Genomic DNA, 19,423 nt, shown 5'->3' on the forward strand with positions numbered 1-19,423 from the left:
TATGAGCAAAAGAAAGAAAGGGGCCGGAAAGATAACCCAAAGCGGGAACCTGCCGAGGCCCGGGCAGAAAGGACCCGCAACCATCATACTGACACAGCCCAGAAGGTTCGGTATAGACATAGCGGACTACATGCTCGCGGTAAGGGCTTTCGAGAATGTGGACTACTCCAGACGCTTCAGGCTGTACGACCTGTTCAGCGACATACTCATGGACACGCACCTGACAAGTGTCATAGAGAAACGGAAGAATGCCGCACTGGCATCTTCCATAGAATTCCGCAGGAACGGGAAACCGGACGAGAAGGTGAACAAGCAGATCAGGTCCCCATGGTTCCGGAAGTTCATAGGGGACATCCTGGACGCCAAATTCTGGGGGTTCTCACTCGTGCAGTTCTACCGAAAGGGGGAATGGGTGAACTACGACCTGATACCGCGCAAACACGTCGATCCCGTGCGCAGGCTCATACTGCGGCACCAGACGGACACCACCGGGACGTCCTGGGACGAGTACCCGGACCTGTTGTTCATCGGTTCACCCGACGATCCCGGGCTGCTGGTGAAAGCAGCTATCTGGGTGATATACAAACGTAACGACGTGGCGGACTGGGCACAGTTCGCGGAAGTGTTCGGAGCGCCCATCAGGGAGTACACGTATCCCACGGATGACGACGAGGCACGGCAGAGGGCGCTGAACGATGCGGACAGCACCGGAAGCCTGTCGGTTTTCGTGCACGCGGAGGATACGGTGCTCAAGCTCGTGGAAGCCGCGAACAAGACAGGGAGCGCGGACCTCTACGACAAGCTCTGCGAGCGCTGCAACAACGAAATCTCAAAGCTGTTCCTCGGAAACACGCTCACCACCGAAGCCTCCGACAAGGGCACACAGGCACTGGGAACCGTACACAAGGATGTGGAGGAGAAAGTGACGCTCTCCGACAGGCAGGACATCCTCGACGTGCTCAACTATGACATGGCCGACATATTCGCAATGCTCGGAATAGACACCACAGGCGGGGAGTTCTGCTATCCGGAAAAGAAGCTTATCGAACCGGAGAAAAAGATGTCCATCCTCACACAACTGCGCACGAACTTCAACCTGCCGGTGGGTGACGACTATCTCTACGAGGAATTCGGGATCGAGAAACCGGCAAACTATGACGAACTGAAGAAACGCCAGGAGGAGAAAGCGGCGGAAATCGAGGCGGCGAAGGCCCGAGAGACTGAAAAGACGGAAGAGGATAAACCGGATCCGGAAGAAGAACCGGAACTGGAAAAGCACGGTAAAGGAACACCCAAAGAAAAGAAAAATGCCCTTAAAAACGCGTACAACTGGCTGAAACGTTTTTTCGGGAAAGCCCCGGGGAGAGACGGGGCAGCTTTAGAATGGTGATGAACGACCTCTACAGAATGGAGGACAAACAGGTGGAAACTTTATTCTCGTTCGATGAAGAGGTACTGAAGAAAGCCCTGAAGAACATCTACAGTAAAGACTTCCACCCCCTGACGGAAATCGAGGAGAACCTGTTCGAAGCCACATGGAAAACAATAAACGAGGCAGCGGACAAGGGGTTTGGGACACGAAAGCCCGACGATCCGGATTATGACTTCTACCGGGAAATCCGAATGAACAACGCCGTGTTCGCAGCTTTCAAGGTACACAGGGCACAGAACGACATGGCAGCGCTGCTGCTGGACAAAAACGGAAGTTTAAAGCCGTTTGAACAGTGGGTAAAGGAAGCCATGCCCATAGCCGACCATCAGATGGTCCATTGGCTGCGTACAGAATACGACACGGCCGTCATACGGGCACACCAGGCCGCGGACTGGAGGCAGTTCGAAAGGGAAAAGGACGTATTGCCGAATCTCAAATGGATGCCTTCCACATCCATACATCCGGGAAGCGACCACAGGATTTTCTGGGGGACCATACGTCCAATAGATGATCCGTTCTGGAACGAGCACAGGCCCGGGGACAGATGGAACTGCAAGTGCACGCTCTCATCAACGGATGAAGCGCCGACAGCGGTACCGGACGAAAACGGGCAGAACAAGGCACATGACGGTCTGGAAAACAATCCGGGAAAAGACGGCAAACTGTTTTCAGACAAACACCCCTACGTTACTGAAGCGCATCCGGGAGCAAAAAAAGCCGTGGACGCACTGACCAGGCGCATCAACGAAATGATAGCCGAAATGCCGGACAACCTGACGCTGGAGGAAAAAACCGACATCGCCCGCAACAATCTCAAGATAGAAAAGGCACTCGGCGTTACCAAAGGCAAGCCGATGACATACGAACAGGCGAACAAGGGAAAGGAGAACCCGAAATTCGGAAAAGAGGAAGGATACCGCGTGAATTGCCAGACCTGCACCGTGACACACATGCTCAGAAGGTTGGGGTTTGACATCGAGGCAAAACCCAACATCAGACAAAGCGCATACAATGAAATGGCAAAACAAGGTATCACATGGGAAGAACGTTTCCTGAACCGGGACGGAACAAAGCCGGATTATGACTATACCTATAAATGGCAGGTCAGAAAGGGATATCAAGTAATGAATGCAAACCGGCTGAAGGAATACTTCAGGGAAAAATTCAGAGAGGATGGAATATACGAGATATATTGTGCCTGGAAAGGCGGCTCCGCACACGTGTTCTGCGCGGAGGTGACTGAAGGAAAGACAAGGTTCTTCGACCCGCAAACCGGAAAGGATGATGCAAGCAATTACATACAGAGCATGAAAGCGGGCCGTGTGGGAGTGATAAGAATAGACAACAAACTGGTAAATCCCAAAATCATGGGACTATTCATCACCAAATAAACGGGAAGAAAGTGCCAGCCCCTCCTCACCGTCCACCAGACGGCAGGACTGGCCGTCGAACAGAATAAAGGCGGGAAGACCGACAGGCAACTCAAAACCATCCCCGTCAACACAGCCCACGGAATAGATGCTTCCTTCAGGGGAACTGGCTGATAAGACAACGGAGTTGTAACCGCTACTGTTTGCTAATTCCGACACTTGTTTAGGTATTTCCATAACGCAAAAAAGGCACATAAAAAACGCCTTGCTGCAAAAGTATAAAATTATTTTTTAATTCAGTCATTCATGGACATAAAAGAATATTCAAAACTGATAAAAGCCAAACGGAAAGAACTGGATGGGCTAATGAAACGGAAGATGCCGGTTATCGCCGGACGAATGGCAAAAGACCATTTCCAGGACAACTTCCGGCAGGGAGGATTCGTAAACGGGGGATTACACCCGTGGCCGAAAGCGAAAAGGCTGTCCTCGGGACGGACCGATGCGGCAGGGAACTACGGGACGCTGCTCTCCGGAAGGAACCATCTCTTCAGCTCCGTCAAATACATGCCGGGAGAATACCGGGTGAGGGTGGCAAACGAACTCGTCTATGCGCCGGTCAATAACTGGGGAGGAGAAGTGCATCCGACCGTTACGCCCCAAATGCGGCGTTTTGCATGGACGAAGTATTACCAGGCTTCAGGCAAGGCTAAAAAAGCCGCCACGGGCAAAAGAAAAGGCAAAAAGAAGGGTTCTGCCGTAAACAATAAACCGCAGGAAAATCAGGAAGCGCTGAAATGGAAAAGGCTGGCGCTCACCAAAAAGAAAAAGCTCCGGATAAAAATACCGCAACGCCAGTTTATCGGGGAAAGCCGGGAACTGTCCGAAAAGATAGACCGGAAAATGGAGAATGAAATCAGAAATATTTTAAACTTATAACAACATGGAAGAAATTTTTATCGCAATCATGGAACGCATCGCCGAAAAGATACCTGAACTGTCATACATTGACGAGGACTACGGACAGCTTGAAGCCGGGGCGGAGGAGGACCACTACCCGGTAACCTTCCCCTGCGTGCTCATCGGGAACGCCGAATCGGACTGGAACGACCTCGGATACGGGGTACAGAAAAGCGAGTCATTCATTACCATACGCCTGGCCGTCGACTGTTACGATGACACCCACTACACCTCCGGAACCTATGACAAGGTAAGAGAACGCCAGCTCAAGGCTAAAGAGCTGTACAAGGCCTTGCAGGAGTTCCAGTGCACGGAAGAGACCAGCCCGCTGGTCAGGGTAAAGAGCCGGGACTATTCGCTGCCGGGAAACATCAAGGTGTACGAGACGGTTTATTCCTTCACGCTGCATGACGAGTCGGCCATGCAGGAAGGCACGGCAAGGTTTATTCTCCCGTAAAGAGCGAGAGCTGGACGGCTGTCAGGCGGGGCTTCTTCACTTTCGGAACGGGCTTCACCTCCAGGTTCTTCAGCTCCCGGCACTTGCGCCGGATAATGGACATGATCCGCTCCTCGGAAATGAAAAACTCCTGGCGGGACAACACTTTCAGGGCATCATCAAAACGTAGGCGCTGCACCTCCGTCCAGTAATAGTAACGGCGGCACAGGGCTTCATCACGGAGTTCTATCAGGTTCTTGTCTCGTCCTTTGGTCATAAGTCCAGGTATATGCTGCAAAATTAGGCATTTAACCGGGGATGTTAATAAAAAAAACGCCGCATCGTGTATGAATGCGGCGTTTTTCTGTTTAGAGTGTGAACAAAATCACATGGTCATCAGTTCTGTGTCATCTTCACCCGGGACAAACGGCTCGACGCGGGTGATCACCTTGCTCTGCACCTTCACCCGTCCGCTGCCATTACAGACCGGACATTTTGCGGATAAAGGAGCTCCTCCCTGGTCCAGGTAAAAGATACGTCCCTTGCCTTCACAGCGCTTGCAGGCCATGACGTGCGGCGCGATGTTCTTCGTCTTTTCCATAACTACAACCGGCAGAATGAGGGCTCGATACGGCGCCAGACACCGTTCTCGTCACGTTTATGGAAATAGTAGTTCACCGCGGTCTTGTACACCACGTTGCTCTCACGGAAGAGGTCCATAATCTCCGTGTATTCACTGTCGAAACGGTCCTCCAGCTCGTACAGCTTGCTCACCGACTTGTAGTCCAGATCACCCTGGCGGTTACGCTCGATCATGGTCATACCGAGCTGGTACATCGGATCATCGGTACCGAGTTCCCGGCTCATGGCGTAACGCTTCAGGTAATCCACCAGACGCTCAGCGGCGAGGTTGGCACGCTCGTCGAAGCTCTTCACCTTGTTACTCCTCACTTCCAGCTTCATGTCACCGTCTACGATGGTAAAACTTGCCTGATCATCCTTGCGGAGCTGGCCATAGTCGCGCATCAGGTCGCGGAAAGAGGCGGCTTCCTTCTCCACCCAGTCACGGAAGGCTTTCACGTCATCCACGACTGGAAACAGCTTGTTCTTCACTTCAAGCATGAACTGCGCACGAAGCCCCTCGTAGGCGTCGCGACGGTTGCGCTTGTTTTCCTTCTCTTCCTGCTGGAGCTGTTTCAAAAGCTCCTTTCTGTCCTGGACGGACAGGCTTTTTAATTGTTCTTTCAAGTCCATAACTAAAAAATTAAATGGTTATTACTGTTGTTTATTCTCACGTTTGCGGCGGATGGCGCGCAGCTTCACCTGCAACGTGTCCAACGCCTCACAGTCAAGTTCACGGAACTCCATACCAGCGATACGGCTGTCCAGGCAGAAAGCGTTCACCTTGTCCCAGTCGGCCGTATTGATGCCCAGCAGCTGCATCTGGTGCAGTACCGCGGAACGCTTCTGACGGAGAATCTTCCGGAGTTCTTCCTGGTGAGTGGGCGGCACCAGCTTACGCATCCCGGCTATGGCCGCACTGTATTCCTTCAGTGTCATGTCGCGCAGACTCGTGGTACGTCCGTCCGTGTACTGGGAAACTACGCTTTCCTTCAAAGCATCGCGGTCAGATGTCGGAAGGCGGTTCAAAAGACTATAAAACACCGCATAATTCTCGGGTTTATTTAACTGCTTGCGGCTGTTGATGTCTATCTGCATGGCTATGCTGTTTTTTTTTGTTTATTTTAAGGTCATTAATTTCCTTAATCACTCTCTTTACTCTGATAGTACACAAATAATCAAGAAGATGCTCTTTTTCATTTTTTGTACACTTATACTGGTCGAAAAATTCAAGTATGCCCATTCTATTCAGATTTTCATTAACTCAAACTATTCATACCACATCAGCACAACTCTATTATTTCACCCACGGCAGCCTGCAAAAGGGTACGCAAGACCGAAGGGTTTCCGCTATCATAGATGACTTCCACACAACACTCATGGCGTGCGTTACGTGACACAACCAGCTCGCAAGTCATATTCTCACAGAGCCATTTTTCCACTACTTTACGGACACCAACGGCGGTGACCACAATTACCATTTTTTTACTCATAATATTGACCGTGCTGTATGTTATTCAACTCTTATTCTCCCGGTGTACTGGTTTCCCCGAAACTTCATCCCCTTGGTGAAGCCGCCTGGATATCCCAGTTCCTTGCTTCTCGCGTTTGCCAGCAACAAATGTTCCCGGCTAAGGGAGGCTACAAAACCTTTGTCCTTTTCCAGTCCCATTTCTCGGGCCTTCCGGGTGACGCTGCGTTCGGAAACACCGAGCATTTCAGCCAGCTCCCGGTTGAGGGTATTGTGATAGTGGCGACGCATGATGGAAAGCATATTGCCGTTCCAAAAGATACGGGTGGAATATCCCTTATGCTCGACGAGCCGTCCCAGTGTCCGGTGCATGAAAGTACCGTCAGCAACCTTCCGGTGCTTGCGGTACTGTTCACGCTTGTACGCCAGCACACATTCATGACACCAGGAACTCCGTCCCCCATTCTTCAACGGATAGAACTCACGCATCCACAACTTTCGGCCGCAATGCGGACAGACACGTTTACGTTTCTGCTTGTTGTTATTTTCACTCATAGCTGTTTATGCTGCATTCATCAGTTCATATTCAAATTTTCATCGAACGGAATAGTATTAATGTCAGCCTTTCTCGTATAGGCCTGCATAAGCCCCATGGAAAGCAGTATATAGACATTCTTATTCGCTTTGACAACCCCAGAAATAGAGCCGACAATATGTTCAGTCTTGCCGGTAATGATTGAGCCGGCTATCTGCTCAAGCCCGTCCGGATGGTCCTCACTGGCCGCAACGCTCATAAAGGCACTAAGATTATTTTCCTTACAAAAGTTATCCACGTATTGGCAGAGTTCCTTTACTGCCTCTTTCTGTTTTTCTGTAATCATTTCAGTTAAATTTTAATGGTTAATAATTATATGTTGAAATCGCGAAATCTCTTTTTTGATACTGGCTGTACATAGTTTCCTCCCAATCCGTCTCTTCCTCCTCCGGAAGGTCATCCTCATCAAGTTCTACCTCCTTACGGTAAATCAGATACCGTGCCTCCAGAAAGAAGAGGACCACGCGACGCAGGAACTCACGGGCGGAGGCGATGCCGTGCTTTTCCATGAAGGCGGCGATACGGTCCGAACCGATAGTGTTCGTGCGGATGCTCACCAGACACTGCCGGCGGAAGTCCTTCAGCGTGCTGCCCCTCACCTCGAGCACGCGGTCAGCAATACGGCCGAGACTCTCCGGAATATGGTATCCGGAACCTTCGTCATCCGTTCCCACCAGCAGTTCAGCGGCGGCCGTCAGCATACCCTCCACGCTCATGCGCTGGGCAGCGGCCGTCTCCTTCAGGAACACGTACTGGTAATTGCTCACGTAGGTATGTATGAGATAACCTTCCGGACGGCGGAACACCTCTCCGGCGGCAAGCTCCATCGAAAGGTTGTTCAACGTCACACCGGCACCGCAGCAGAAAGCGCATACCAGGCGGACGGCAAGACGCTGGCGGTTGCCCCAGCCCCCGGAAACGATGGCACGCTGTAGGCTGTCGGCAACGGCCGGATCCATCTCGAAGAACAGCACCGCCTTCTCCTGGCGGCGGAAGAAGAACGACATGTCCGGAATACGGTCCATGCAGAGAAGGATACGCCGGGTGGCAGTAGAAACCCTGCCACCGTCCGTCATGCGGATATAGGACTTTACCAGGTGGGTCATCACTACCGTCATGTCGGAAAAATGATAGTCGGCAACTTTCCCGCGGAACAGTTCATGAAGCAGAACGGGCAGCTTCACAACGTAGTTGTAATACTCCTTTCTCATGGCTTACTTGCTTGAAGGTTTCCAGTCCACTGTTATAATCGCATCCAGCTCACCGCTACCGCCACACACCGGGCAGGACACATGCACGTCCTCGCGGCTGCCCTCTTCCGTTCCCCAGAACCAGCCATTACCCTTGCAGTAACCACACTTGTGACCGGTACTGACGAAGTTCTCACGGTTAGGCCCCTTACACATATAGGCGGGAGGACAAATCGCCAGCTGTTTCTTTATCCTGCTCATGCCTGACCTCCTTTCTGTTTCGGTCCCGTCACATTCCAATAGTCATAGGCACCCTTCTCCCAGATTGTGTATTCACCAGTGGCCCCCTGATAACGTCCCTTACTGAAGGCGACGTAGCCCTCTACCCATATCTTCAGGTCGGCATCATACATCACGCTCGTGGCCGCATCACCTTTAGGATTCTTGCCGCGGGCATGGCTGATGAAAACAAACAGCTTGTCCGGAAACTCCTCCTTCAGCTGGATATAGTCACGATACGTCATCTGCGTGTATTGGAAACTGTCAATGATCACGACGTTGAAACTCTTATGACGCCGGAGCCTGATCTTCAAGGTGGGGATGTCCTCCTTGATGAACGCCAAATGGCGGCTTACCTCGGCCATACCAAAGCGCCGCAGGTTATTTTGGACAGTCAGAGAAGTTCCTTCCTCCAGGGAGTTGAACGCCACACGGTCATACTTGCAAAGTTCCTTACAGAGCTGCATCACGAAAGAGGTCTTGCCGTTACCGCTGTTGCCCCACACGAACCAGCAGCCCCGGACTTCCGGAGTGTCGAAGGCATCCTTCCATTTCCCCTCAAAAGGGAATACGTCATACTTCTTGTTCAGGATGTCCCTGACATTCAAGGCACGTCTCATGCCCGCTTTTTTATTATCCTTTTTCTCTTCTTCCATGGTCAGAACAGTTTTAGTTGTCGGATATTGTCTATTTGATCAAGCACGGCCTGCCGTGCGGCACCCCGCAGTTTCTCGTGGCAGAGCATCCTGCCGAGTGCCCACAGAAGGGCATTCTCACGGGTAGCAAACTGTCCCCATTTACGTCCCGGGTTGAAACCGCCGCCGAAACCGCCCACCTCCATGTGAACGCCAGCAACCCACCAGCCGTCCTGCTGTCCCACAAGGGCGTCCAGATAGTCGCGACCATTCCGGTAAACGGTCACCGTCTCGTATTCCCTCAAGACTGGGTAATCGCTCCAGGGAGCAGGAAGCTGCTCGCGACCGTCGATCTTTAAGTATTCAAATTTGTTTTCCATATCCTTAAAATTACGTTTGAACGGTATTTGAACGGGAGTCATTCCCCCACCATGCGTTTCACCTTGTGAATGGACTTCCTCACACGCCGCAAATCAAAGTCACATGTCGAAGCCTCCTTTATCACCTTATCGATGTCTTTCTTGTCAGTCACACCGTTGGCGGAACAGATCGCAAACACGTCGTTCACGTCCGTAGGCTCTAGCTCATAAAATTTCCGTCCGATACGGCTGTAGAACTCCTTGTAGCCAGGCTTCTGGTATCGCAGACCATTGCTGATGCGTTTGGCAATATAATCGGTACTCAAAAACACGACGCCGCATTTCTCCTCCAGTTTGTTGTACAGGCTGATGAAGTAGTGGAACACCGGTTCGGTCAGCTTGTCCGCCTCGTCGAACACCAGCAGGGGCGCGTCCATCTGGATGATATCATCCAAAATAAGTCCCCACACCTCACGGATATTATACCCTTCAGTCCGGATCCCGACCGTGCGGGCTATCTCGCGGACAAAGTCACCTTTCTTCATGTCCTCGGAGCAGAGAATATAGAAAACCTCCTTATGCTCATGAAGGTAAACACGGGCGGTGGTACTCTTGCCACAACCAGCCTCACCGGTCACCCATGTGACATTGCGCCAGCGCTGCGCATCGGAGAGCACAGCCGTGATCTCCTGGTAAGCGCCGGTCTCCACGATCTGCCAGCCGGTAGCGCTTACACCACCGACCTGCGAGGCGACATTACGGAACATCTCGTCACTGATATTCTCATAACGCCCGTTCAGGATATTGCTCACAGTACCCACACTGACTCCCTTCAGACTACCCGCGGCCTTCGTCTGGCTCGGATACTTCGCCACGTAAGCCCGGAGGCTCTCACTGATGGCGTTCTTCTCTTTCATTGTAATTTCCATAATCAATATTTTTTATCTTGTTATAAATCTGTTCCTTATAATTTCCCGACCACCTTGCGGATGCTCACTTCCTTCTTCTCAAAGCTGTCCCATGTCACGTTGCTGATGACTTTCATGTCACGGCCTATGGAAGGACGGGGCGGCTGGCTGTATTTTCTCGTGCGGCGGTCAATCTGGCGTTGCGCCTCCTTTCCGAGACCTTTCAGGTCAGGAGTACGCAAACCGTTCTGCTCCGGTGCGACACCATGCTCATACTCGATATCTTTGGCGACGACCTGACGGTTTATACGCTCATTGACGACGGCCTCCTGCTGGGTGCGGATGAAACGTTTTTCGGCTTCCGTCTGCTCCTGCTGGGCACGGTGGATCATCAGCGGGAACGAGGCCACACACTCGAAACGCATCGCACCGCCCTTGTCCTTGTAAAGCAACCGTACGCTGCTCATGTCATAGGGATCGTACTGGACATAGAACTTCTTGTAGGTATTACGCCGGCGCCATTCCAGGTCAGGCTCACCGGGAGCGGAGAAAACCTCGTAAGGGTATTTCTTTCCCTGTACCGTGATCTCGATACCGCTGGCGGTGAACAGCGACGGTTTATCGGTTGTGTACCAGAACATCTCCACCATATCAGGAACGCTGACCGGATCGGTGGCCTCGTTCACGCTGGTATTGTACATCTCAATACGGGGGATGCCAGTAGCCGGGTGCTTCATTGAGTTCCACTGCTCACGGGCGGCGGCATACTGTTCCTTCAGTTCCTCCAATGTGGGAAGGGAGTCGATGTTCGCGTTGATGAATTCCAAATTCGGACGGCTTGTATCTCTCTTTGCCGTAATATTCTGCCCGGTGAAACCGAAACGTTTCTTCAATACCTGGCTCTGGAAGCGGTAGAAAATGTTCTCAATCGTCTTAGATTCGCCATTATACGGAGCTGTCGGGCGGTGGATACGGCTGATCTTCGAGAAAAGACCCAGCGCCGCGTTCTTCTTATGACCGCCCTGGTTGTCGCACACGATCTCGTAGGGTTTGTACCGGCTCGTTTGGATAGCCATGCGGAAAGCATGATACTGGGCGATATAGTCCTCATTGTCGCTGATGTAATAACCGAGCAGAACTTCACTATAGGCATCCACCACCTCGTACACGCTTGTAGTACACTTGTTTCCGTTCTCGTCACGATAGTAGAGGTTCAGCTTCGTGCCGTCGCCATACCAGAGGCTGTCACGACGGCTCGGAAGGATGGTCCGGTGCTTGCGGTCATAACGCTGGTGTGCCTTCATTTCCCCATAAACGGCATCGTACCACAGAGGTTCGACACGCGGGCTGTTGAACCATTCGCGGAGGCTGCGGGGACTCTTCAGGGGCTTCCAGCCACGTTCCGGAGCGACACGGTTGTACTCCTCGAAGATCTCCATGTCAGTATAAACCGGAACGCGGCTGCGTTTCAATGCAACAAGATAACGCCCGCCGTCCTCCTCGATCTTCAGCGTGTTGCTGTTGCCGTATTTACCGCTCACAAGCACACCGTAGTTGTCGGGACGGAACTTGTTTATCAGGGCTTTCAAACGCCCCACACTGCCCGGAAGGCTGTGCCCGTACACCGGACGCCATTCCTCACTCGTGACAAGCAGAAGTTCCCAAAGGTTACGGCGGAAACCGGTCAGCTTGTTATTGGATGAACTCAAGCGTTTGAACTCTTCCATCAGCGCGTTCAGTACCGAAGCATTCCAGGTGTATTCCTTCTTCACATCCACGGGAAGAGCGACTATCTCACCGTTCTTGTCGTAGCGGTACTCCTCAAAAAAGCGCTCGGCCTTCTCGTCTTTCTTCACTATGTTACGAATCATTTCCTGTCTCATTTGCTGTTCAGGTTCTCCTTTGAGAAGAACCCAACGTCGTTTATACTTTTCGGGAAGGGAGGAATAGGCATACAGAGCCGGATTATTTTCACCACCGCCACGGGAAACGACATCCAGTTTTTCTCGGGACAGCTGGCTATTCAAAGTGCCTTTGGGCATTATATCCAGCAACTCTTTGTAAGTTACACACAATATATTATCAAAGTATTCCATCTCCCAGCTTGATTATCAATCCTCTAAATCATTCAAAGGGACATGCTTCTTCAGCAGCCGCACGGAGATCCCGAAATTCAACACTACGAGAAGTTCCAGCAGCGGATTAATAAAAAAAATAGAGAGCAGGATCCCGAAACTCATACAGAAGTAAAGCACGCAAAAGCGCTGTTTTCGTTTCAGACGAGCAAACCAGTGTAGCTGGTCGCTGAACAATGTCATCAAATCATTTTTCATGGCTACTTGTATTTTGAGGATTACCACCTACTTTGGATCCACCGCGCTCAATGGCGAGCTTACGAATGGAACGGGCCAGTTTGCTGTTCTTACGGAAGGCAAGCGCATGACTCACCATCACGTTTGTACAGCCCATCAGTTCGGCAATTTTATTCACCTCACCGTATTCTACAACTATTCGTTCTTTCATACTATCTAATATTTAAATTATCGTAGTGGGCAGTCGCGGATTCGAACCGCGGACCATAACCTCTCCATTATAGGAGTTTAGTTTGTTCTACCAGCTGAACTAACTGCCCGAGAAAATTATTAAAGCTTCTTTATCGCATCCTCCGGAACACATATTACAGTCCAAACCTGACCATTTTTCATATAATCGATATTATATTCCCGCACGAACGTACAAATGTTATAATCCCAGTCACGAACTATACCATCAATGATCTCACCATTTCTCTTGGTGATTCTCACACTTTGTCCCTTTTTAAATTTTGCTTCCATTTTGCTTCTTTTCAAATTCTCATTGTTACCTCAAGCCTTTTTTGTAGCTTTGGGGCGTGTTTAAACTTTAATCACGTGGCAAATATAGTCTAAGTTTCTTAGACAACAAAGTATTAATCCAAATAATTTAGATTTATGAGTATTTTTTCTAAGAATCTTAGACATTTAAGGGAGAGTAGGGGACTTAAATTAGATGAATTTGAGTTTCTGGGCATCAAAAAAGGTACAATGTCAAACTATGAACTGGGTAATACAGAACCTAAATTGAGTTTGTTATGTGAAATATCTAAGTTTTTTAGAATATCAATCGACGACTTTCTTTTAAAAGATATAGAAGCCGAAAAAATTACACCAGTAGTAACGGAAACAGCTCCTCCAGAAACAGCTAACAATAATTTTAGGGAGCTTCTGGATGTTTTAAGGGAAAAAGACTCCACCATTCGAGAAATGGCAGAGGAAATAGGGATGCTCAAACAGACAATTACACAACTTAAACAGGACAAGTCGGGGCGTGTTTCGGATGCAAGCGATTCTACGGTTGCCAATGCCATCTAAAACGTGTTTTATGGGGAAAGGGAGGTAAAAACAGTTAAATCACTATTTTACAGCAGAATATATAAAAATACAGGGGAGTAAATAAATATTATCTATATACAATTTACCCCCTACAATATTATAAAAACCGATGAATACCAAATAAAAAAAAGATATTTCCCCGTTTTATTAGAATAAAATAGGCACAAAAATGAATAACCAAATGAATAAGCAATCAAAACATTTCGTTTTTGTAATAGCTTAAATGAATAACCAAATGAATAAGCAAGTGAATAACCTTTCCACTTTTTAAGACGTTCAAAGCGTTCAAACGGATAAATACAGCTTTCCATCATAGTTTGACACTTATAAGGGCAAAAAAAGCCGCTTTTGCGGCTTTTAATTGCGTTCTAAGGCATTTTATCCCTTTCTGGTACATGTTATCAAGCGAGACTGAATAATCATTGCACGTTTCGTGTATTTGGCAATGTCATCAACCAGTCCAGCATGTAAAAGACTACTCTTAGTGATTCCGACCTGTTTCTCCGTCAGAGTTTCAAAAATGGCCGATATACTACCAAAGTAGATGTTCTTTTTCTCAAAAATCAAATGTACATGGATAACTTTACTCATGATATACGGTATTTATTTCACTGCAAATATACCAAATATCAGCTATATGGAATAATTTCAATGAATAAAAATAGGAGAGAAGCGAAGCGCTCCCCTACTCCACTTGCATAAATTACACCATTTGGTTATCTTTGTATATGGAAGTATGGCCTGGGCAAAGAATCGGAGTAAAATAATACCATACTGCCTGAATTCTCCCCTACCCCACTCCTAATGTAAAGAGATTCATTTGAACGGCGTTCAAACAAGGTTCAAATGTAAGCTCGATGTAAAGCGATGTAAACGCTTCGTTTTTCCACCCAGCTCACTCCTACCCCGTTCTAACGCTTTGAAAACCAAAGCAATCAGATATTTTCAGACCGACCGAACTTTGACACGCATCGTTTCTCCCCCCTTACGTGAACGATCCCCCTGTCCGAGTGCGATAGCCGCTAACGGCGCACCGCCACCTCCTACTATCGCTGAAAAAGAAGAAATCAGTATAACAAGAGAAGTCGTTACTCCTACACCCGCCAATGCATCCGTACCAATCCCAGGGATATGACCAATATAAATACGGTCGACCATGCTATAAAGCAAATTAACAAATTGCGCTGCCACAGCCGGAAGTGCCATCTTAAAAACAAGCGGTAACATGCGCTCTGTCCCCAGTCGTTCTTCATATTTATTTATCATCCCAAACTTCTTTTTCTAAAATCAGTTGCAAAGTTATAAGAAAAACAGGCTTCCGATTTAAAACCATTGGATAAAATAAATATAATACATCAGTTATCTCCGTGTAAGAAATCCATAGATATACTGATTGATAAGGTTGTGTTGTTCTTCCGTTCCATTCTCCCCCATATTACTATGCGTTATTCCGTCCAATTTCACAACCTTCATCCGGAATTGTTCCTGCTCCTTTTCAGTGGGTAATACTCCTGAATCCGCATCATAATCGCATCCTCTTAACGTATAAAGTCGAGGATTCCGTGTTCTAGGCATTATCATTCTGCGATGATCCATAGATATGGCTTTATTTATCAACTGCGGATATCGGGTAGCAAATAACATGGTCATATCTCCGCCATTGGAATGTCCTATCAATATAAAGTCATTCCAATTTAATTGTGGCTTCAATTTCTTAAATTCCTGAATAGTAAAAAGAATATTTGCCACTCCCCTTTCCCAATTTGGCATGCGTGTTTCCATGAAATTACCTTCCATGGCCAAAAGAGGATCATCTGCCAATTCATGTTGTATGCTTATTACGTAAAAGCCTTTCTGGGAAAGGAATCGTGTTAGATAGGCATAAGTCTGATTGGACTTATTATTTTTATTTCCATCGTAGCCGTGGCTAAATATAATGACTTTTGTTTTCGAATTCACTTTGTGCGGCTGATAGACGGCTAGCGGTATCACTCTGTTTCTTGAAGCATCAAAAAGGCAAGTCGAAAACTCTATTTGTGAGAAACAAGAGAGTGCTGATAATAAAAGAACAAATACAATAATTAGTTTCTTCATGTCTATGATGTGATATTTATTATTCTATAAATCTAAGAGCAACTGAATTATAACAATGAATGCATAATGTAAGGAAGGGATTATAAAATGATTTTCTCATAAAGTTTGAACCACTCTAAACCGTAATGACCCAATCCTAAATCTACGGTATCAATGTATTCGAACCCACACTTTTCGTACAATGAAATAGCCGGAAGATTTTTCTCGTAAACATCTAACCGCACAGACTTTATCCCCGAACTTTGAGCCAATTCCAATGAATAATCCATTAATGCATGCCCTACTCCTATTTTCAAAAAAGAAGGATGTACAACAAAAGTATGTATCACAAAGATATGACTATAGTCCAGTTCTATTTTCCATTTGACATTCTCATAAGCCTTTTCCGGTTGATGATTTAAAATGACTGAACCGACAATTCTTCCATCATATCTTGCTACGTAAAGCGTTTCATCATTTACACCGGCAACCGCATCTTCCCGAACAGGATAAACACCTTTTATCCACCCGGGATAATTAGTCGTAGCAGCCAGATAATCATTCAGTTCATCATACAGCTTTTCCAGTTCATCTATATCAGCAGAAGTTCCGGGCTCTATTGTAAATTTCATATATACACACTGTTTATCTTTTTATCAGTTCTTCAATCTTTCCACCTGTAATATAAGGTATACATTCGGATATCTTCTCAATACTCCAATCCCACCATTGCAATTTCTGCAATTGGACAATCGTATTCTCATCAAAACGCTTCCGGATTTCTTTGGCTGGTGTCCCACCTACTATCGTATAAGGAGGAACATCTTTAGTAACCACTGCCCGCGACGCAATAACCGCTCCATCTCCGATATGAACTCCTGCCATGATAACAGCTTCATATCCAATCCAGACATCATTACCTATTACTATATCCCCTTTATTATCCCAAGCAGAAGTTACATCTCCTTTATCTAAATTCCATTCCTCAAAAAAGATAGGAAACGTATAATTGGATAAAGAACCCAATGTGTGGTTTGCGCTGTTAAAAAGAAATTTGGCTCCACAAGCAATGGAACAGAATTTGCCAATTATCAATCGGTCTTTATTAATCGGATAATGATATAATACATTGTTCTTCTCAAAAAGAACAGGATCATTTACAAAGTCATTGTATATTGTATAATCACCTACCATAATGGCAGGATTCTTAATCACTGTATTCAGATAAACAGTCTGGAAATCATTGGTGCGAGGATATGTTTTTGAATTCATTGTGTCAGCAGAAGAGGATTTATATTACATAGCAAATATACAAGATAAATTTCAGACTATCACACAACGAACTAAATATGTATCCCATATTGATGCTTCACTTCAGCCATTACAAACGTGCTTTCCAGTGATCCTAAGCTATCAATCGTCCCCAACACATTCAGAATAAACTCCTGATAGTATTTCATATTGGGAGCATGAATCTTCAACAGGTAATCATAACTTCCTGATATGTTATAACATTCGGTTACTTCAGGAATATCCTGTATAATCCGTGTAAACTCGGCTGCTATATCCCTGTTCAGACGTCTAAGCTTCACACTGCAGAATACGACAAATCCCTGATTCAGCTTTTCCGCATCCAATACGGCAATATACTTCTTTATATATCCTCCACTCTCCAACCGTTTAAGACGTTCAAAAACAGGAGTTGAAGAAAGGCTCACCCGTGCAGCCAACTCTTTTGTCGTCAATCGGGCGTTTTCTTGCAAAGTACGGAGTATTTGCAAATCGACTCTATCCAGTTTATCAAAAGTATCCATAAGAAAAATATTCTTCTAAAAGGTGATTTCTAGGAATAGCACAGTTATATTATTCCATATAATGGCACAAAAATAGCATTATTTTCTATATTTTAGATATATATTGTTCGATATATCTTCATCCAATAACTTTGCAAGAAAATAAAGAAAGAATATTAAACTTAAAAAATATACGATTATGGCAACAAAGAATTTACATTTCGAGACTTTACAAGTTCATGTAGGACAAGAACAAGCAGATCCGGCAACAGATGCCCGTGCAGTACCTATTTATCAGACTACTTCTTATGTATTTCACAACTCCGCTCACGCAGCCGCACGTTTCGGCCTGCAGGACCCGGGAAACATCTACGGTCGTCTGACCAACTCCACTCAAGGAGTTTTTGAACAACGCGTAGCCGCTCTTGAAGGAGGAGTAGCAGGGCTGGCAGTTGCTTCGGGTGCCGCTGCTATCACTTATGCTTTCGAGAACATCACTCGTGCAGGCGACCATATTGTGGCAGCCAAAACTATTTATGGAGGAAGCTATAACTTACTGGCTCATACCTTACCCAGTTATGGCATCACAACAACATTCGTTGATCCAAGTGATTTATCGAACTTTGAAAAAGCCATTCAGGAAAATACGAAAGCCGTATTTATCGAGACATTGGGAAATCCGAACTCAAATATCATTGATATAGAGGCAGTAGCTGAAATAGCCCACCGCCACAAAATACCTTTGATTATTGACAACACATTTGGTACCCCGTATTTAATCCGCCCTATCGAACACGGAGCAGATATCGTAGTACATTCCGCAACAAAATTCATTGGCGGACACGGTTCGTCATTAGGAGGAGTCATTGTAGATTCGGGCAAATTCGACTGGGTAGCTTCCGGCAAATTTCCACAACTAACCGAACCTGATCCATGCTATCATGGCGTACGCTTCGTTGATGCAGCCGGTCCGGCTGCCTATGCCATCCGTATCCGGGCTATTCTGCTGCGCGACACAGGTGCCACCATCAGTCCATTCAACGCTTTTATCCTGTTGCAAGGCTTGGAAACTCTTTCCTTGCGCGTAGAACGCCATGTAGAAAATGCATTGAAGGTAGTGAATTTCTTAAACAATCATCCGAAAGTGAAGAAAGTGAACCATCCGTCATTATCCAATCATCCTGACCATGCACTGTATCAACGTTACTTCCCGAATGGTGCCGGTTCCATTTTTACTTTCGAGGTAAAAGGCGGACAAGAGGAAGCACACCGCTTCATCGACAGCCTGGAGATTTTCTCCCTGCTTGCCAATGTTGCCGATGTGAAATCATTGGTGATCCACCCGGCAAGCACTACCCATTCACAGCTCAATGCACAGGAACTCGCCGAACAGGAGATTTATCCGGGCACCGTACGTTTATCAATTGGAACGGAACATATTGATGACCTGATTGCGGATTTGGATCAGGCGCTTGCCAAAATCTAACATTCAATCATTGAACTTTCCATGACTGCAAGATGTTATACCTATGTAACATTAAAAACATTGCAGTCATGGAAAAATATTTAATACACAGCAACGAACTGCATCTGATAGACGCAGAGAAAATCCATCAAGCCGTAGAAAAGATGGTGGAATCACTCGATTTAGCCGCAGGATCAACCACTAACTTCGATCTCTATCAGGTTGTGGAAAACTACTTTAAAGATCTCGAGAAAAGGAGAAAAATTAATCATGTACTGGGAATCAAAGAAGATAGATATGAACTAGCCGAAGATTTCGGTATAAAATAAAAAAGAGATTTATTCAATCACACCAGACAAGTTTTCCAAAAAATAAGGAGGTTGTGTCAAAACGCTGACACAGCCTTTTTTATGCGCAAAGCCCAGA

General features: G+C 47.1%; 29 protein-coding genes, 1 tRNA gene and 1 pseudogene. 7 read left to right on the plus strand and 24 right to left on the minus strand.

The window, feature by feature from the left end; genetic code table 11:
* The first annotated feature begins 1 nt into the window (after window position 1).
* Window positions 2-1,390, plus strand: coding sequence for a DUF935 family protein (locus DWZ47_RS22335; RefSeq protein WP_005943942.1), 1,389 nt, complete (start codon window positions 2-4; stop codon window positions 1,388-1,390).
* 17 nt (window positions 1,391-1,407) lie between these two features.
* Window positions 1,408-2,823, plus strand: a complete 1,416-nt coding sequence (locus tag DWZ47_RS22340) for a toxin glutamine deamidase domain-containing protein (RefSeq protein ID WP_117514751.1) — start codon at window positions 1,408-1,410, stop codon at window positions 2,821-2,823.
* Here DWZ47_RS22340 and DWZ47_RS22345 read toward each other — a convergent pair.
* A complete protein-coding gene (locus DWZ47_RS22345) occupies window positions 2,806-3,039 on the minus strand; it encodes a hypothetical protein (protein WP_005846335.1) in 234 nt (77 codons plus the stop codon). The two genes, DWZ47_RS22340 and DWZ47_RS22345, sit on opposite strands and share 18 nt — an antisense overlap.
* A 69-nt stretch (window positions 3,040-3,108) precedes the next feature.
* Here DWZ47_RS22345 and DWZ47_RS22350 point away from each other — a divergent pair, with 69 nt between their 5' ends.
* Window positions 3,109-3,741: a hypothetical protein gene (locus DWZ47_RS22350; RefSeq protein WP_117514734.1), complete on the plus strand. Its 633-nt coding sequence runs from the start codon at window positions 3,109-3,111 to the stop codon at window positions 3,739-3,741.
* Window positions 3,742-3,745: 4 nt separating this feature from the next.
* Window positions 3,746-4,219: a hypothetical protein gene (locus tag DWZ47_RS22355; RefSeq protein WP_117514736.1), complete on the plus strand. Its 474-nt coding sequence runs from the start codon at window positions 3,746-3,748 to the stop codon at window positions 4,217-4,219.
* Here the strand turns inward: DWZ47_RS22355 and DWZ47_RS22360 are convergent.
* The 17 genes from DWZ47_RS22360 to DWZ47_RS22445 form a co-directional block, all read right to left on the minus strand.
* Window positions 4,206-4,475 carry a transposase gene (locus DWZ47_RS22360; protein ID WP_117514738.1) on the minus strand — a complete coding sequence of 90 codons (270 nt, stop codon included), beginning with the start codon at window positions 4,473-4,475 and terminating at the stop codon, window positions 4,206-4,208. The two genes, DWZ47_RS22355 and DWZ47_RS22360, sit on opposite strands and share 14 nt — an antisense overlap.
* Window positions 4,476-4,583: 108 nt before the next feature.
* Window positions 4,584-4,799 carry a hypothetical protein gene (locus tag DWZ47_RS30725; RefSeq protein ID WP_007750723.1) on the minus strand — a complete coding sequence of 72 codons (216 nt, stop codon included), beginning with the start codon at window positions 4,797-4,799 and terminating at the stop codon, window positions 4,584-4,586.
* Between the two features lie 2 nt (window positions 4,800-4,801).
* Window positions 4,802-5,452 carry a DUF3164 family protein gene (locus DWZ47_RS22370; protein ID WP_007750724.1) on the minus strand — a complete coding sequence of 217 codons (651 nt, stop codon included), beginning with the start codon at window positions 5,450-5,452 and terminating at the stop codon, window positions 4,802-4,804.
* A 21-nt stretch (window positions 5,453-5,473) separates the two neighbouring features.
* The gene (locus tag DWZ47_RS22375; RefSeq protein WP_007750725.1) at window positions 5,474-5,917 is read right to left on the minus strand and encodes a hypothetical protein; all 444 of its coding nucleotides are present in this window, start codon (window positions 5,915-5,917) and stop codon (window positions 5,474-5,476) included.
* A 185-nt stretch (window positions 5,918-6,102) separates the two neighbouring features.
* Window positions 6,103-6,312, minus strand: a complete 210-nt coding sequence (locus tag DWZ47_RS22385) for a hypothetical protein (RefSeq protein WP_227238811.1) — start codon at window positions 6,310-6,312, stop codon at window positions 6,103-6,105.
* Window positions 6,313-6,332: 20 nt separating this feature from the next.
* Window positions 6,333-6,845, minus strand: coding sequence for a hypothetical protein (locus DWZ47_RS22390; protein WP_004325654.1), 513 nt, complete (start codon window positions 6,843-6,845; stop codon window positions 6,333-6,335).
* 20 nt (window positions 6,846-6,865) lie between these two features.
* Entirely contained in the window at window positions 6,866-7,171 is a 306-nt protein-coding gene (locus DWZ47_RS22395; RefSeq protein WP_007750730.1) for a hypothetical protein, read from the minus strand.
* 19 nt (window positions 7,172-7,190) lie between these two features.
* A complete protein-coding gene (locus DWZ47_RS22400; protein WP_117514740.1) occupies window positions 7,191-8,096 on the minus strand; it encodes a hypothetical protein in 906 nt (301 codons plus the stop codon).
* Between the two features lie 3 nt (window positions 8,097-8,099).
* Window positions 8,100-8,336 (minus strand): hypothetical protein, encoded by a 237-nt coding sequence (locus tag DWZ47_RS22405; protein WP_007750737.1) that lies wholly within the window; start codon window positions 8,334-8,336, stop codon window positions 8,100-8,102.
* Window positions 8,333-9,010, minus strand: a complete 678-nt coding sequence (locus tag DWZ47_RS22410; protein WP_117514742.1) for a hypothetical protein — start codon at window positions 9,008-9,010, stop codon at window positions 8,333-8,335. The genes DWZ47_RS22405 and DWZ47_RS22410 overlap by 4 nt, the downstream gene beginning before the upstream one ends.
* Window positions 9,011-9,012: 2 nt before the next feature.
* Window positions 9,013-9,411, minus strand: a complete 399-nt coding sequence (locus tag DWZ47_RS22415; protein ID WP_007750741.1) for a hypothetical protein — start codon at window positions 9,409-9,411, stop codon at window positions 9,013-9,015.
* Entirely contained in the window at window positions 9,408-10,277 is an 870-nt protein-coding gene (locus DWZ47_RS22420; protein ID WP_004325643.1) for an AAA family ATPase, read from the minus strand. Before DWZ47_RS22420 ends, DWZ47_RS22415 begins: the two co-directional genes overlap by 4 nt.
* Window positions 10,278-10,312: 35 nt before the next feature.
* Window positions 10,313-12,352: a kinase gene (locus DWZ47_RS22425; RefSeq protein WP_117514744.1), complete on the minus strand. Its 2,040-nt coding sequence runs from the start codon at window positions 12,350-12,352 to the stop codon at window positions 10,313-10,315.
* Window positions 12,353-12,367: 15 nt separating this feature from the next.
* On the minus strand, window positions 12,368-12,589 hold the full coding sequence (locus DWZ47_RS22430; protein WP_005932418.1) for a hypothetical protein: 222 nt from the start codon (window positions 12,587-12,589) through the stop codon (window positions 12,368-12,370).
* Complete coding sequence (locus DWZ47_RS22435; RefSeq protein WP_004327297.1) at window positions 12,579-12,779, minus strand: hypothetical protein; 201 nt, start codon at window positions 12,777-12,779, stop codon at window positions 12,579-12,581. The genes DWZ47_RS22430 and DWZ47_RS22435 overlap by 11 nt, the downstream gene beginning before the upstream one ends.
* Window positions 12,780-12,805: 26 nt before the next feature.
* Window positions 12,806-12,888: transfer RNA gene (locus DWZ47_RS22440), tRNA-OTHER, on the minus strand.
* A 10-nt stretch (window positions 12,889-12,898) separates the two neighbouring features.
* The gene (locus DWZ47_RS22445; RefSeq protein ID WP_007750749.1) at window positions 12,899-13,090 is read right to left on the minus strand and encodes a hypothetical protein; all 192 of its coding nucleotides are present in this window, start codon (window positions 13,088-13,090) and stop codon (window positions 12,899-12,901) included.
* 135 nt (window positions 13,091-13,225) lie between these two features.
* Between DWZ47_RS22445 and DWZ47_RS22450 the strand changes: the two genes are divergently transcribed.
* A complete protein-coding gene (locus DWZ47_RS22450; protein WP_117514746.1) occupies window positions 13,226-13,645 on the plus strand; it encodes a helix-turn-helix domain-containing protein in 420 nt (139 codons plus the stop codon).
* Between the two features lie 399 nt (window positions 13,646-14,044).
* Here DWZ47_RS22450 and DWZ47_RS22460 read toward each other — a convergent pair whose 3' ends face one another.
* The 6 genes and pseudogenes from DWZ47_RS22460 to DWZ47_RS22485 form a co-directional block, all read right to left on the minus strand.
* Window positions 14,045-14,257, minus strand: a complete 213-nt coding sequence (locus tag DWZ47_RS22460; protein WP_004327294.1) for a hypothetical protein — start codon at window positions 14,255-14,257, stop codon at window positions 14,045-14,047.
* Window positions 14,258-14,647: 390 nt separating this feature from the next.
* A pseudogene (locus DWZ47_RS22465) lies at window positions 14,648-14,932 on the minus strand (MATE family efflux transporter); the annotation flags it as partial.
* A 93-nt stretch (window positions 14,933-15,025) separates the two neighbouring features.
* Window positions 15,026-15,760: an alpha/beta hydrolase gene (locus tag DWZ47_RS22470; protein WP_004299138.1), complete on the minus strand. Its 735-nt coding sequence runs from the start codon at window positions 15,758-15,760 to the stop codon at window positions 15,026-15,028.
* An 80-nt stretch (window positions 15,761-15,840) separates the two neighbouring features.
* Window positions 15,841-16,371 (minus strand): GNAT family N-acetyltransferase, encoded by a 531-nt coding sequence (locus DWZ47_RS22475; RefSeq protein WP_004306419.1) that lies wholly within the window; start codon window positions 16,369-16,371, stop codon window positions 15,841-15,843.
* Window positions 16,372-16,384: 13 nt separating this feature from the next.
* A complete protein-coding gene (locus DWZ47_RS22480; protein ID WP_004306418.1) occupies window positions 16,385-17,011 on the minus strand; it encodes a CatB-related O-acetyltransferase in 627 nt (208 codons plus the stop codon).
* Window positions 17,012-17,082: 71 nt separating this feature from the next.
* Window positions 17,083-17,553 (minus strand): Lrp/AsnC family transcriptional regulator, encoded by a 471-nt coding sequence (locus DWZ47_RS22485; protein WP_004299136.1) that lies wholly within the window; start codon window positions 17,551-17,553, stop codon window positions 17,083-17,085.
* Between the two features lie 178 nt (window positions 17,554-17,731).
* Here DWZ47_RS22485 and DWZ47_RS22490 point away from each other — a divergent pair, with 178 nt between their 5' ends.
* Both DWZ47_RS22490 and DWZ47_RS22495 read left to right on the plus strand, forming a co-directional pair.
* Window positions 17,732-19,018 carry an O-acetylhomoserine aminocarboxypropyltransferase/cysteine synthase family protein gene (locus DWZ47_RS22490; protein ID WP_004299135.1) on the plus strand — a complete coding sequence of 429 codons (1,287 nt, stop codon included), beginning with the start codon at window positions 17,732-17,734 and terminating at the stop codon, window positions 19,016-19,018.
* A gap of 68 nt (window positions 19,019-19,086) precedes the next feature.
* Complete coding sequence (locus DWZ47_RS22495) at window positions 19,087-19,326, plus strand: hypothetical protein (RefSeq protein ID WP_004306417.1); 240 nt, start codon at window positions 19,087-19,089, stop codon at window positions 19,324-19,326.
* The last annotated feature ends 97 nt before the right edge of the window (window positions 19,327-19,423 follow it).

It is taken from the genome of Bacteroides sp. AF32-8BH (assembly GCF_003435205.1).
Classification (GTDB): domain Bacteria; phylum Bacteroidota; class Bacteroidia; order Bacteroidales; family Bacteroidaceae; genus Bacteroides; species Bacteroides ovatus.